Source organism: Pedobacter sp., from assembly GCF_039594775.1.
Lineage (GTDB): Bacteria > Bacteroidota > Bacteroidia > Sphingobacteriales > Sphingobacteriaceae > Pedobacter.
Window position 1 is genome coordinate 98970 of the sequence record NZ_JBCNMT010000009.1, and the last position, 14097, is coordinate 113066.

At 39.9% G+C, this 14097-nt stretch carries 12 protein-coding genes; 3 read left to right on the plus strand and 9 right to left on the minus strand.

The window, feature by feature from the left end; translation table 11 throughout:
- Positions 1-14 precede the first annotated feature (14 nt).
- Both ABDV71_RS17930 and ABDV71_RS17935 read right to left on the minus strand, forming a co-directional pair.
- A complete protein-coding gene (locus tag ABDV71_RS17930) occupies positions 15-2810 on the minus strand; it encodes a 2-oxoglutarate dehydrogenase E1 component (RefSeq protein ID WP_343535017.1) in 2796 nt (931 codons plus the stop codon).
- 115 nt (positions 2811-2925) lie between these two features.
- Complete coding sequence (locus tag ABDV71_RS17935) at positions 2926-4212, minus strand: DASH family cryptochrome (RefSeq protein ID WP_343535019.1); 1287 nt, start codon at positions 4210-4212, stop codon at positions 2926-2928.
- A 215-nt stretch (positions 4213-4427) separates the two neighbouring features.
- Here ABDV71_RS17935 and ABDV71_RS17940 point away from each other — a divergent pair, with 215 nt between their 5' ends.
- Both ABDV71_RS17940 and ABDV71_RS17945 read left to right on the plus strand, forming a co-directional pair.
- Complete coding sequence (locus ABDV71_RS17940; protein ID WP_343535021.1) at positions 4428-5006, plus strand: Crp/Fnr family transcriptional regulator; 579 nt, start codon at positions 4428-4430, stop codon at positions 5004-5006.
- Positions 5007-5138: 132 nt separating this feature from the next.
- Entirely contained in the window at positions 5139-5576 is a 438-nt protein-coding gene (locus tag ABDV71_RS17945; RefSeq protein WP_343535023.1) for a carboxymuconolactone decarboxylase family protein, read from the plus strand.
- A 350-nt stretch (positions 5577-5926) separates the two neighbouring features.
- Here ABDV71_RS17945 and ABDV71_RS17950 read toward each other — a convergent pair whose 3' ends face one another.
- The 5 genes from ABDV71_RS17950 to ABDV71_RS17970 all read right to left on the minus strand — a co-directional run bounded on the left by ABDV71_RS17950 (position 5927) and on the right by ABDV71_RS17970 (position 11394).
- Complete coding sequence (locus tag ABDV71_RS17950) at positions 5927-7129, minus strand: glycosyltransferase family 4 protein (RefSeq protein ID WP_343535025.1); 1203 nt, start codon at positions 7127-7129, stop codon at positions 5927-5929.
- A gap of 1 nt (position 7130) precedes the next feature.
- Positions 7131-7730, minus strand: coding sequence for a ribonuclease HII (locus tag ABDV71_RS17955; protein ID WP_343535027.1), 600 nt, complete (start codon positions 7728-7730; stop codon positions 7131-7133).
- Positions 7731-8212: 482 nt separating this feature from the next.
- A complete protein-coding gene (locus tag ABDV71_RS17960) occupies positions 8213-9301 on the minus strand; it encodes an ABC transporter permease (RefSeq protein WP_343535029.1) in 1089 nt (362 codons plus the stop codon).
- Between the two features lies 1 nt (position 9302).
- Positions 9303-10439 (minus strand): glycosyltransferase, encoded by a 1137-nt coding sequence (locus ABDV71_RS17965; protein WP_343535031.1) that lies wholly within the window; start codon positions 10437-10439, stop codon positions 9303-9305.
- Positions 10417-11394, minus strand: a complete 978-nt coding sequence (locus ABDV71_RS17970; protein ID WP_343535033.1) for a hypothetical protein — start codon at positions 11392-11394, stop codon at positions 10417-10419. The genes ABDV71_RS17965 and ABDV71_RS17970 overlap by 23 nt, the downstream gene beginning before the upstream one ends.
- Positions 11395-11436: 42 nt before the next feature.
- Here ABDV71_RS17970 and ruvC point away from each other — a divergent pair, with 42 nt between their 5' ends.
- Positions 11437-12000, plus strand: a complete 564-nt coding sequence (gene ruvC / locus ABDV71_RS17975; RefSeq protein ID WP_343535035.1) for a crossover junction endodeoxyribonuclease RuvC — start codon at positions 11437-11439, stop codon at positions 11998-12000.
- Between the two features lie 45 nt (positions 12001-12045).
- On the opposite strand, the gene ABDV71_RS17980 is transcribed toward ruvC, so the two are convergent.
- On the minus strand, positions 12046-13101 hold the full coding sequence (locus tag ABDV71_RS17980; protein ID WP_343535037.1) for a TerC family protein: 1056 nt from the start codon (positions 13099-13101) through the stop codon (positions 12046-12048).
- The gene (locus ABDV71_RS17985) at positions 13101-14072 is read right to left on the minus strand and encodes a polyprenyl synthetase family protein (protein WP_343535039.1); all 972 of its coding nucleotides are present in this window, start codon (positions 14070-14072) and stop codon (positions 13101-13103) included. Before ABDV71_RS17985 ends, ABDV71_RS17980 begins: the two co-directional genes overlap by 1 nt.
- Positions 14073-14097 lie beyond the last annotated feature (25 nt).

Below are 14097 nucleotides of genomic sequence, written 5' to 3' on the forward strand. Positions count from 1 at the left end.
GTTCTCAAATCTAATTAATCTGCTTTAATAACGTGTTTCTGTTGTTTTTTAACGGGTTCCTTTGCCGCTGCCACTGAAATTTCAAAAGTTTTGGCTACAATATAAGCTTGTTGATTAGTGTGCTGTTTAGCATAACCAGTTGCAGGGCTGCTGCTTTCTTTTCTTGAGATCACATCAATGTTACTCAATTTAGTTTTTCTCAATCTACGTAGCAAGTATGGCCAAGCACCTTGATTTTCTGGCTCCTCTTGTACCCAAAGTACATCTTCGGCGTTTTTATATTTCGCTACAATAGCTTCCATTTGGTCAACAGGAGTTGGATATAATTGTTCTACACGAACAATTGCCACATCCTTACCATCGTTGTTTTTCTGAGCGTCTAACAAATCGTAGTAAACTTTACCAGAGCAAAACACTACTCTCTTTACATCAGCCACTTTTACGTTTACATCATCTATTACTTCTTTAAAGCCTCCAGAAGTAAAATCTTCTAATGGGCTTACACAAAGTGGATGACGCAATAAACTTTTTGGACTAAAGTTCACCAAAGGCTTACGGAAATCGCGTTTGAACTGACGACGCAAAGCGTGGAAGAAGTTTGCGGGCGTAGTACAGTTGGTTACTTGCATATTGTACTCAGCACACAACTCTAAGAAACGCTCAATACGTGCAGAAGAGTGCTCAGGACCTTGGCCTTCGTAACCATGAGGCAACAACATCACCAAGCCATTTGCTCTTTGCCATTTTGTTTCAGCACTGGCAATGTATTGGTCAATTACAATTTGTGCTCCGTTAAAGAAATCTCCAAACTGTGCTTCCCAAATAGTTAATGCATTAGGGTTTGCCATCGCATAACCGTATTCGAAACCTAAAACACCATACTCAGATAAGTGCGAGTTATAGATGTCAAACATGGCTTGTTGCTCAGAAATGTTTAAAAGCGGAGTGTACTCCTCTTCTGAATCTTCAAGGGTTAATACCGCATGACGATGAGAGAAAGTACCACGTTTTACATCCTGACCACTCAAACGAACTCTTTTGCCTTCGGCCAATAAAGTACCATAAGCCAATTGCTCGCCCATTGCCCAATCGAACACGTGGGTTTCTGTAGCCATTTTCAAGCGCTCTTCAAATAATTTCTCAATTTTTTTGAAGAACTTTTTATCTTTTGGCAAAGTGCTAATTCGCTTAGCTACTTCCAATAATGTATTCTTTTTAACGCCAGTTTCTGGAGAGGTTTCAAAGTCTTTTTCAGTAGCTAGACGCATATCTGCCCAAGCACCTCCAAATTTAACTTCAGCCAACGCTGCGTTATATTCTTTCGCTTCGTTTAATGAAGTTTGTAAATGAGCTTTAAACTCTTTCTCCATTTCCTTCGCCCCATCTGCATCTAGCTTGCCTTCTTTTATCAATTCAGCAACATAGATTTTCAATGGATTATCATGCTTTTCGATGGCTTTATACAATAACGGCTGGGTAAATTTAGGCTCATCCGACTCGTTGTGGCCAAATCTGCGATAGCAAAGAATGTCAATGAATACGTCATTTCTGTATTTCTGACGGTATTCCATCGCTAAGTTAATTGCGTAAACCAATGCTTCCGCATCATCACCATTTACGTGGAAAACTGGCGACAAAGTTACTTTTGCAATATCTGTACAGTAAGTACTAGAACGGGCATCTTTGTAGTTGGTTGTAAAACCAATTTGGTTGTTGATCACTAAGTGGATGGTCCCCCCGGTTTTGTAACCATCTAAGCCAGCCATTTGGATGACCTCATACACAATGCCCTGACCTGCTACAGAAGCATCGCCATGGATCAATATTGGCGCTAAGCGACCATTATCACCGTTGTATTTGAAATCGATTTTCGAACGGCTCATTCCTTCTACAATACCGTCTACCGTTTCTAGGTGCGATGGATTTGGACAAAGGCTTAAGTGTACGTTTTTACCTTTATTGGTGGTTACATCGGTTGAATAACCTAAGTGGTATTTTACGTCGCCACCGAAAGGAGTTTCTGGGTTATAGCTTCTTCCTTCAAACTCGGTAAAAATATCTTTATAGCTTTTTTGCATGATGTTGGCCAACACGTTCAAACGACCGCGATGAGCCATACCCAGCACAAATTCTTCAATACCTAAATCAGCACCTTTTTCAATTACCGCATCTAATGCAGGAATCAAAGCTTCGGCACCTTCAAGCGAGAAACGCTTTTGACCCAAGAACTTAGTACCCAAAAAGTTTTCGAAAACAACCGCTTCGTTCAACTTTTTAACTACCCTCATTTTCTCATCGTTAGATAGTTTTGGGGTGTTACGTTCACCCTCCATTTTACTTTCTAACCATTGCAATACTTCTGGAGTACGCAAATATTTGTACTCTACACCAATAGGACCGCAGTAGGTTTGCTCTAAAAAGGCAACAATATCTTTCAGCTTTGCTGGGCCAATGCCAAGCTCAACACTCGAATTAAAAACCGTTTCTAAATCAGTAGTGCTTAGGCCAAAATTTTCAATATTTAGGGTTGGTAGGTGTTTACGACGTTCTCTAACAGGATTGGTTTTGGTAAACAAGTGGCCTCGCTGACGGTAACCGTTGATCAAGTTCAAAACGTTGATTTCTTTCAAAAAATGCTCCGGAGCTTCTTCTCCACTTACATTAGCAGCATCTGCGCCCCTTCCGAAATCAAAACCTTCAAAAAACTTCTGCCATCCAAACTCTACAGAACTAGGGTCTTCTTTATAACTCTGGTATAGGGATTCTACATATTCGGCGTTGGTGCCGTTGAGATAAGATAAATTATCCATTGGTATTTTTAACTATTACGATAAGTATTGCAAAATTAGGATTTTACCTTTAGAAAAGGCAATAAAATCACATTTAAATAAATTTAAAAAGTGTAACTAAAATATAGACGGTTTTTTAGGCTCGAACGACCTGTGCGAACGTACCTTTTGGGTCTAAAAATTTCAACAGCTTCTCAAAATCAAAGCTATTTGACAATTTTTGGTCATTCCCAACACCCGCTACCGCAGCCCAGTTCCCCCAATTACTTGCAGGACAATAGTCTATCAGTTGCTCCTCAAAATAAGCAGCTCCCAACACCCAATTTAGGCCTAGTTCTTTAACGAGATAAGTGGCTACTAATTGCCTTGCTATTTGATTGATGTAACCAGTGGTATTTAACTCTTGCATACACGCATCAACCAAAGGTTGACCGGTTTGTCCATCTTTCCAATTTTGCAGTGCTGCTGTATTCTCTAAGCGCAATGAAAAACCGTCTTTTTTGAAGCCTTGAGGCTTAAAGAAAGTATTACCATACTTTTTGAACATAAAGCGATAGTAATCTCTCCAAAGTATGCCCAACACAATTTGATTGAAGTAAGGCTTCACGCCATAATTGGTTTCGGCTTCTTTCATTTTCCAATATACCTCTCGTGGCGAGAGACAGCCCAATGCCAACCAAGCAGAAAGCTTAGAAACAATCTCGTGCTTTTTAAGCGTAGCATTTGCCAGCATCATTCCTTCGCCAGCATGCAAATAATCATGTAAATGTGCCAAGGCCTCCTGTTCTCCACCTTTAAAATCAGTTTTGATTTTCAACATGGCAGCAGCTGGGTTTTGCAGCAGCTCGGCAAGTCCCGGAATTTCGCCCCAGTTTTCCAAATCCACAAAAGTAATGGCTGTAGGTGTAGTGAAACATGGTTTTACCACCGCATCACGCTCTGTTTTCTTTTTAAACTGGGTAAAAACATCAGGAATATCCTTAATAGGGAAAGGCAAATCTTCTTTGTTGTAAAGTGTATGGCCAATAAAATGCTTAAGGTTCACTTTCAGCTTCCAAAGGGCATCTTCAACTTTTACACTTACCGCAGTTTCTTCGCTAGCTACCTCCCTATGGTGATAAACTTCAGTCAGTTCATACTTTTCAACCAGCCCTGGCAGTATTTCTTCAGGATGCCCCTGTAACACCAAAAGGTTCCCACCCATTTGTACTAAGACTTGTTGCAGCGACGATACACTTTCAATCAGGAATTTTGCCCTGGTAGCACCGGTCTTAAAAGAATGATAGTGAGTTCGCTCAAAATGGCGGGGGTCGAATATATAAACCGGTAAAATTTCATCAGCCTTGGAAACAGCTTCAACCAGCATTTCATTATCGTGCAAGCGAAGGTCATTTCTAAACCAAACTAAAATTTTTTTGCCCATATCCCTAGCCATTCAAACTTAAGAGTCTGCAATTTGCGAAATTTTAGCCCAAATGACTTAAAAGCCGCTTCAATTTGACATATTTATAACACAGGGCGGTTTTACGTAAAGTTTGTGTTGCAAAGCTTTCTGCCTAATGTTCATTCCCCTTACAAATTGGTTCCAACATTTTAACAAAGCGCTAACCATATGGCAAAAAAGCTATCTTAGCACCAATGTCCAATTTGCTTTTTAAACATATCCAAAAATTTGCCGAGATAAGCGAAAGCGATTTTGCAAACATTTTAACTTTCTTTGAACCTATTTCAGCCAAAAAGAAAGAAATTTTGTTAAGCGAAGGCCAAATTTGCAGGAAACACTTTTTTGTGCTCAAGGGTTGCCTAAGGCTTTTTTATGTGAAGGAAACAGGTGTTGAACAAACTACCCAATTTGCCATTGAAAGTTGGTGGATGACCGACAACTTGAGCTTTTTAGAACAAAAATCTAGTGCGTTTAGCATACAGGCCATTGAACAGTCGGAAATTTTGACTATTAGCTATGAAGCTCAGGAAAAAATGCTGGACCAATTCCCCCAAATGGAAAGGTATTTCAGGAGAGTATTTGAAAAATCATTTGCAGCTGCGCAATTGAGAATCAAATATATCAATGACTATTCTAGCGAAGAACTTTACTTTCACTTTGCCAATAGTCAACCCGGGTTTATGATGCGTATCCCACAATACTTATTAGCCTCTTATCTTGGCTTTACTCCCGAGTATCTTAGCGAAATCAAGAAAAAGCAATTTGGGAAGTAAACAAAATGTGATGATGAGATAATTTGATAGTATGCCAATTTTGCTTTCTTAAACCAGTTTAAGTTTCTTGCCAATAGCACCCTTTAACTTTGTATCGTTAATCAACACGAATAATTTTTAACACTTGATACAATGAAAAGAATAGATTTATTAAGCCTGGAGCCTAATGCTTACAAAGCAATGTTTGGACTAGAAAGCTACCTACAAAACACCTCATTACAAAAATCTCACTACGAACTGATTAAAATTAGAGCTTCCCAAATTAACGGTTGTGCTTTTTGCTTGGACATGCACACCAAAGATGCTCTGAAAATTGGCGAAACGCAACAGCGTATCTTTTTATTGAACGCTTGGCGTGAAACTAGTTTATTTACCGACGAGGAAAAAACGCTTTTAGAACTAACCGAAAAAATCACCCTTATTCACCAAGGTGGTGTGAGCGATGAGCTTTATGAAAAAGCAGTAAATACTTTTGGAGAAAACTACCTAGCTCAAATTATCATGGCCATTGTGGCAATTAACGGTTGGAACAGGATTGCAATTAGTACGCACAAGGATGTTGCGAAGTAAGAATTTCTAATCCATCCGTCATTTTGAGGGAAGCGCAGCGACGAAGAAATCTAGCTTTATGAGAAAAATTGCTAGATTTCTCTCTGCGTTCGAAATGACGCTCCTATTTTCGTAATTGCGAAGATGTATTAGACTTACGAAGTTTTAAAACGGCCAAGCCCTCAACTTTACCTGTAAAACTGCGGGCAAACAAAGTTAAACTTCGTAAGTCTTTCAGTGGCTCCCCCGTCATTTCGACGACCGAAGGAGGAGAAATCTAATGACATGAAATACAGGTCTAATCTCTTAAGAACAAATTGCTAGATTTCCCTCTGCGTTCGAAATGACGGAAAAAGAAAAACAGTGAGCATTTAAAGCGCCATTAACTCCTGATAAATATCGAACATGCGTTTAGCATTAGCATTAATTTCATGATGCTTTTCGGCAGTCTTTCTAGCATTTTTACCAATTTCCTGCCACTTATTGGGCTGGGTAATGCACTTCAAGATCGAGCGATAAAACTCGTCGGCAGTGTCGGCAATCAAAATATCTTTTCCATGCTTACAGTCAATACCTTCGGCCGCCATGGTAGTGGCAATAATACACTTCTGCATAGCCATTCCTTCAATAATCTTCACCCGCATACCGCTGCCCGAAAGCAAAGGCACAATCATGATGGCTTTACTGTTGATAAAATCCACCGCATCAAACACCTCCCCTTCCACAATCAGATTATCCGAATCGTATTCGAAAAACTGCTTTTGCATATTTTTCCCTGCAATGTAAAAACGGAGCTCGCCACTCAGCTCTTCAATGTCAGGCCAAATCTCATCTAAAAACCACTCTAAACCTTCTTTATTTGGTCGCCAATCCATTGCTCCCAAATGGAACAAGGTCGGAAAACTCGTTTTACTGGTATCTATTTTATATTTCGTGAAATCTAAAGCTACTGGAAAAACATCCAATCGGGTTTGGCAACCCATTAACAACAACTTTTGCCTATCAGGATTACTAATGGCAAATACCTGATGAAAACGGTTTATCTGCTCCGTTTCATAGGCCTTTAACCGACGCGACAAAAACTCTAAATAAGTTCTTCGAGGAGTAAAACGCTCCCTTAAGGCCAAACGCTCCCACACATCATGCTCAATATGGTGCGCCCTATAAACAAGTTTAGCCTTGCTATGAGCCTTCACTACATCCAAATAAGGCACCACAAAAAGTCCTTCAAATTGCACCACATCAAACTCCTGTTCACGCAAAACATTCTCCAAAACCTTTTCTGCATCATGGTCATGGTAACGGGAAACGTTGTAGGATTGATTGGAGAAAATATTCACAAAAGCATCCCAAACGTTCACCTCGATATCTACCGTAAACGAATGAAAGTTGATTTTTTCAAAAACGGGATCATAAATATCATCCACATCCACATACTGCTTAGAGTTGTTGAGACTAAACAAGGTCAGTTCTACCCCAAGTTCAAGCAGCCCCTTTATGGTGTTGTAAACCACAATAGGATAACCGCTGTTTGGCGGAAAAGGGACTCTATGACATAGCAGAAGTACTTTCAAGTTAAAATTCTATTGTAAGTTGTGGACTGGTAACATTAAAAGTTTTTCGGTGGTAGGGAGATGGGCCCATATTAATCACCGCATTGCGATGGGCAATAGTTGGATATCCTTTGTTCTTTTTCCAATCATACTGCGGATAATCTACATCCAAGGCAGCCATATACTCATCTCTATGCGTTTTTGCTAAAATAGAAGCCGCCGCAATGTTCAGGTACTTACCATCGCCTTTTACAATGCACGAATGTTTAATTTCCTGATAAGCCTTAAAGCGGTTGCCGTCAATCACCAAATATTCGGGCCTTAACACCAGCTGGTCCAAAGCACGGTGCATGGCCAAAAAAGAAGCATTTAAAATATTGATGCGGTCAATTTCTTCATGGTCAACCATAGCTACCGCCCATGCCAATGCCTTTTCTTCAATGATCGGGCGAAGCTCATCCCGCTGTTTGTGCGACAGCTGTTTCGAGTCAGTTAAACCCTCTAAATAGAAATCTTTGGGCAAAATTACCGCAGCCGCCACCACAGGGCCAGCCAAACAACCACGTCCAGCCTCATCGCAGCCAGCCTCAATTAATTCTATTTGATAACAGTTTAGCAGCATATCACAAAAATAACACTTAAAAAGAGAGTTTTTAGCATTTAAATCGCAGAGCTGTATTTTATTGATTCTTTTTTTGAAAAGCCTCTTAAATGCCACAATTAAAGCAAGTCCTGTGTTCTGTTTCAAGTCCGCACTCGCTAACTGCTACGCACTAGCACTCGCTTGCGGGCTTTCCACTTCACCCAGGTTTAGCTAGGTTAAGGTTGTGCGGGTTAACCATTCTGCCTATTGGCGCTAGTAACTTTGTCAATCTTGCAAAGCACCATAAAATAAGATTGACAAAGTTTTATCCCTCCTACTGGCAATGAATATTTGGTTAAGCAGAAACCTACTCCCCAAAACCCGCTGCTATTGCCAAATAAACCCGACCGAAGTGGAAAGCCCACAGTGAGCCTTGCCGCAGGCAAGAGTGAACGAGGACTTGGAACGAAGTGCGGGTCTATCTTTTAAAAAGATATACTGAACTTGCTTTTCGAAAAAATTTAAACACTGGTATTTTGGCCTTTTACATCAAAGGCATCACGCAAGCCAATGGCAATTAAATTGAAAGCGTAAACGGTGAGCATAATGGCCAAACCTGGCAATACCGCCAAATATGCAGCATCCATAATGATATAACCGTAATGTTCCTTGATCATAGTTCCCCAGCTTGGCATGGGTGGCTGCGCACCAAAACCTAGAAAACTCAACCCTGTTTCCAATAAAATAGCAGAGGCAAAATTGGCCGAGCCGACCACCAAAATAGGGCCAGCAATGTTGGGCAATATGTGTTTAACAATGATTCGGCCGTTAGAGAAACCTAAGGCTTTCGCCGCTTCAACAAATTCCACTTGCTTTAAAGCCATTACCTGTCCACGCACTAAACGGGCCACATCAACCCAAGTAGAAAGTCCTACGGCAATAAAAATTTGCCAAAAACCTTTACCTAAAGCAAAGGAAATAGCAATCACCAACAACAACGACGGCAACGACCAAATGACGTTCATGAACCAGCTAATAGCAGCATCTACTTTCCCTCCAAAATAACCTGCAATAGCGCCTAAACCTACGCCAATAACCATGGAGATAAGTACAGCCATTAAACCTACCGAAAGCGACACGCGAACGCCAAGAATCAAACGGCTCAACAAATCTCTACCGTAAATATCGGTTCCCAGATAATAGGTGTTTTGATAGGTGTTTTGACCAGAAACAAGTGGATAAGCCTCTTCTTCGGCTTGTTCATCATCTCCAATATATTCGCGGGCATAAACTTTGTTGCCTGCTACACGGTAAGAGGTAATAGGAATACTTTTGATATTGGCTTCCTGTCCAAAAAGCATTTTTTCGAAAAGCCCTACTTGCTTAATGTTTTCGTTTCTACTAACAACAAGGAATTGAAAAGTGCGCCCTGGCTTTTTATTAGTGAGCTGCAGGTGCATGGTATTGGCGTAGGGTGTTTGGTCGGGCGTAATTAAATAGCCCAAAATGCCAACCACCACCATAAAGCAAATAAAAATAAGGCCGGTTAATGCAAGTGTATTACGTCTGAATTTTTTCCAAACCTTAGTGGATTGAGTAGTATCTGCCATGTTATTTTACCATTCGGCCTTTCCAATTATATTTTCCTGAATTTCCGGCAATGCCAATATAAATAAAGTAGATGACATGTAAAATATTGAGTGCAGGCAACCACCAAAGCAGTGCCCTTCTTTTAAAGAAATTTGTCATTTGAGCTAGGAAAATGAGCTCTATCAACATTTTTGCCGCTAACTGAAAAATCAAGAACGGAAGTGAGGCCGCAAAGAAAATACTCAACAAAGCATTGACCACAATACTCACGTTAAACAGCCAAATGCTTACGCCCAAAATAATTACCGATTTATCTTTATAGCGGGTACTTTTCGAAGCCCAGCGCCTACGTTGTTGGATAAACTCACCAAGGGTTGGTTTAGCATGGGTATAAACTACAGCGTCTCTATTTTTCAGAAAGCCTATTTTATCTCCGTAAATAGCAGCAATTTTATGCAGCAAAAGCTCATCGTCTCCCGAGGCCAAATCGTCAATCCCTTTAAAACCGCCCACTTCAATAAATGCCTGTTTCTCATAGGCCAAGTTGGCACCGTTGCAGGTGCTGGGATTTTTATTTCCTATGGTTGAAGCGCCAAGACCAATCAAATAACTGAACTCCAACGATTGTAAATCTTCGAAAATACTTTTTTCCTCAAAATAGGCCACGGGTGATGAAATCATTTTATAACCCATCGTTTCATAGCAACTTACAATGGTGGGCAACCATTGTGGGCCCATTCTACAATCGGCATCGGTGGTAATAATCAAGGTTCCTTTTGCGCCATCGATAGCGGTTTGTATCGCTTTTTTCTTATAAGAGTTAAGAGCTTTATCTTCATTCAAACGAATCAGCGTCACCCCCTCAGCTTCATAACTGGTTACTATTTGCGCCGTGCTGTCGGTAGAGTGGTCATCAATTACAATCAATTCAAACAGTTCTCGAGGGTATTGTTGTGCCAACACATCATCAATGGTTTTGGCAATTTTATCTTCTTCGTTACGGGCTGCAATGATAATAGACACCAAAGTTTGAGGTAATGCCATGTTTTTTTGATAGGATTTAATTCTTTTCCACCCCACAATGAAAGTAGCCACCACAAACACATAAATAAGTGTTAAAAATGCCGAGAAGTAGTTAATCGCGTCTAGTATTTCCAAAGATGTTGAGTTTAAATACGAAATAGGAACCTAAGATAGCAGGAATTATAATATTGATGAGCCAAATACTGGCAATACAAGCGACTACCACTATATTTTGATCGGTAATATATTTAAAGAAGAACAAAGCCGTTACACTTCTAATACCAATATCCAACAAATCCAACGATGGTAAGGTAGATTGTACAAAAAACAGGATAGGTATCAACATCAACACCTCAAGCAGGCTCAAATCTGGAATGAGCCAAAGAAACATGATTAAATACTGCGTGGTAAAAACGGCATATCTGGCCAAACAGAACAGCAAAATTTGAAGTAGTTCTTTTTTTTGATAACGTCCTAAAACAGCATAGAATTTAGCGTATTTACGAGTGAATTTTATCGACAGCAAAATTCCGTTAAGCCATTTGATATTGAAATAAAAAACCAAAAAAAATAGGGCAAATACGAAAGAAAGCCCACATATGGCCGCAAAAAGAATAGGTTCAATTGGAATAAACCGATAGACGAAAATACAGGCGGCAATGGCTCCAAAAACATTGGTAAGCACCAATTGGCCAATATTTCCAATGGTCATGACCACTACGCCAACTATCCGTCGCTTAGGCGACAAAAAGAAAACCCTACCTCCGTATTCGCCTAGTCTATTGGGTGTAAAAACAGCCCAGGTTAAACCACAAAACACTGATTCTATGGCTCTCCATAAGCTAATTTGTTCTACTCTTTCAATTAAATGCTTCCATTTTATGGCTTCCAGCCCCCAGTTAAAAAGCATTAATACGAACACGCTACCAAGCACCAAGCAAATCTGCAAAGTTGGAATATTGCGCAATAAAGCAACAAACTCCTTTAAGTCGTGATGATTGGCTATTTTTTTATAAATGAACCAAAAAGCAAGAGCCACTACGGCTATTTTGATGAGGTTGGATAGTATTTTTTTATAACTGGATGTCAAACTAATGCTTTTTGTGTGTGCAAATATGCTTAATATTGTCGTATGTTGGTTGAAAAAAAGGAACGTGTTATTTTAGGGGTAGATCCAGGAACTGCAATTATGGGCTACGGGGTAATTTTGGAAAAGGGGAGTAAAATGGAACTATTGAGCCTTGGAGTCATCCGTCTTGACCATTTGGATGACCATTTCCTAAAGCTTCAGCGCATTTTCGAAAAAACCATTGGTCTTATTGACAATTACAAACCCGATGCCTTAGCCATAGAGGCTCCCTTTTATGGCAAAAACGTACAGGTAATGTTGAAACTGGGCAGAGCTCAAGGTGTAACCATGGCCGCTGCTCTATCTAGAAATATTGCAGTAACAGAATATGCGCCGCGAAAAATCAAACAATCTATCACTGGTAAAGGTACGGCAAGCAAGGAACAAGTAGCCGCCATGCTACAGCGTTTGCTCAACTTTAACGAAACTCCCGAGTTTTTAGATGCTACCGATGGTTTGGCCGTAGCGGTTTGCCATTCTTTTCAAAAGATATCAACCTCTGGGAAAAGTAAAACTTATTCTGGCTGGGAGGCTTTTGTAAGTGATAATAAGAAACGGGTGAAGTAATTTACTCGATTAGTATTATCACCTAAGACACCTTAGTACATTTAGTTATGCTTTATTCACTTCTTTCTTCTTTGGAAATGCTAACGAAGCAATGATACTCAAAGCTAAAATACCTACAATAATAATCAACGAATGTTCGGTGGTAAAGCCCCAAGCTTTCAAGTAGCCATGGCCTAGCATTTTTACCCCAATAAAGGTCAACAATACCGCCAAGCCCGTTTTTAAATAGTGGAACTTATGAATAATGTTCACCAAAAGGAAGAACATGGAACGTAAGCCCATAATGGCAAAAATGTTAGAGAAAAAGACGATATAAGCATCTTTGGTCACTGCAAAAATGGCTGGAATAGAATCCACTGCAAAAATCAAATCGGTGAATTCTACAATCAATAACACCAAGAATAAAGGCGTTACAAACCTCTTCCCATTGATTTTATGAAAGAATTTTTTGCCTTCGTATTTAGGATGAATCTTAAAGAAACGGGAGGCAAACTTCACTACAGGGTGATTTTCGGGGTCGATTTTATCATCTTCTTCTTTAGAGAAGAACATCCGTATTCCGGTAAATACCAAGAAAGCCCCAAACACATACAAAATCCATTCAAATTGATTGATTAAAGCAGCACCAACAAAAATGAAAATGAACCTCATGATGATGGCCCCCAAAATACCCCAGAACAACACACGGTGGTAATATTTTTCGGGTACTGCAAAAGCTGAAAAAATCAATACGATTACGAAGATATTATCTACGGACAAGGCGTATTCAACCACATAGCCCGTTAAAAACTCAATCCCCAAATTCTGTCTGTAAAGCTGTAAGCTCGCCTCAAAATTATCGGGAATAATGCTAATGGGATGTTTATGTGCTTTAATAACCTGCTCCAACTTGGCCATACTGTCAATGCCATGCAGATAATCACCTTTTAAAATAAGTAGCAGATAAAAACTAAGTGCTAAAATCACCATCACGAAGCTCATGATGCCAGCTTGTTTTAAACTTACTACATGCTCTCTTCTACTGAAAAGGCCTAAATCAAGGGCAAGAATAAATACGATAAAGAGTAAAAATCCGCCAATAAATAACAGCTCGTGCGACATTATTTTTTACGTTCAGTGGTATATCTAACCAATTGCTCAAGGCCAGTTCTAGCATCTCCTTCAGGGAAGGTATGCAAAATTTCAAAAGCCTTATTTTGGTATTCTAACATTTTTTGGTTGGCGTAGTGTACGCCCTCGTTGGCATTCACAAAATCAATAATTTCTTGAATTTTCTTCGGGTCATCATTATGGCTTTTCACTAAATTGATAATACGCTTACGTTCTGTTTTATCAACCCTGTTTAGTGCATAAATCAAGGGCAAGGTTACTTTTTTTTCTTTGATATCAATGCCCAAGGGCTTGCCTACATCATCCGTACCGAAATCAAAAGTATCGTCCTTAATTTGAAAAGCTATACCCACCAGCTCTCCAAACAGTCGCATTTTTTCAATTAGCTCCTCCGAGGCACCGGTTGAAGCGGCACCACAGGCACAACATGAAGCAATTAAAGAAGCTGTTTTTTGACGGATAACGTTAAAGTATAGTTCCTCGCTAATATCCATCCTGCGCACTTTCTCAATCTGCAACAATTCGCCCTCACTCATCTGTTCCACCGCTTCAGATACAATCTTCAACAAATGAAAGTCATTGTTGTTTACAGAAAGCAGCAATCCTTTAGACAAAAGATAATCACCCACCAAAACCGCTATTTTATTTTTCCAGAGTGCATTAATGGAAAAAAAACCTCTACGCTCGTAAGCGTTATCTACCACGTCATCATGTACCAAAGTAGCCGTGTGCAGCAGCTCTACCAAAGCCGCTCCCCTATGGGTAGACTCAACAATACCACCGCAAAGTTTGGCTGCAAAAAACACAAACATAGGGCGCATCTGCTTCCCTTTTCGTTTAACGATATAATGGGTTATTCTATTGAGCAGCGGCGCATTACTATGCATCGATTCCTTGAATTTTACCTCAAAGGCATCAATTTCTGCTGCAATAGGCTGCTTAATTTGATCTATTCCGGGCATCTGGCAAAAATGTGTTTGCAAACTT